This window comes from Rhodococcus sp. A14 (assembly GCF_011603105.1).
GTDB classification, from domain to species: domain Bacteria; phylum Actinomycetota; class Actinomycetes; order Mycobacteriales; family Mycobacteriaceae; genus Rhodococcus_F; species Rhodococcus_F opacus.
In genome coordinates, this window is record NZ_JAAOQS010000333.1 from 1 (window position 1) to 417 (window position 417).

At 68.8% G+C, this 417-nt stretch carries 1 protein-coding gene; it reads left to right on the forward strand.

Annotation, left to right across the window (positions count from 1 at the left end):
• Positions 1–19: 19 nt before the first annotated feature.
• Positions 20–417: Clp protease N-terminal domain-containing protein (locus tag G9373_RS45725; protein ID WP_277346765.1), on the forward strand; the 398-nt coding region annotated here is incomplete at its 3' end.

Sequence of the window (417 nt, forward strand, 5' to 3'; positions counted from 1 at the left end):
CCCCTGCACACCGCCCAGAATGGGCAGCAGGGAATTCAGCAGTAGTTCGCGTAGCTCGCGGCGACGCCTGGGAGGGAGCGCGTCATGGTGTTCGAGAGATTCTCCGATCAAGCCCGTCAAGTGGTCGTCCTCGCCGCCGGCGCCGCCCGCACCCACCACCAGAACTGGAGTCGGCACCGAACACCTGCTGGTCGGGATCTTCGACGCCGGCGGCCCCGGAGCGGCAGCGCTGACCTCATGGGGCGTCACCGCACCGGCACTCGAGAGCAAGCTCGCGGATGCCAGCGCACCGGCGGGCTCCACACCGGCCGCCGGGCACATCCCCATTCACCCCGAAGACGAAGAAGGTCCTCAAGGGCAGTCTGCGCCAACCGCCCTGCTCGGGCACGAAGAGGATCGGCACCGACCACCTCCTCC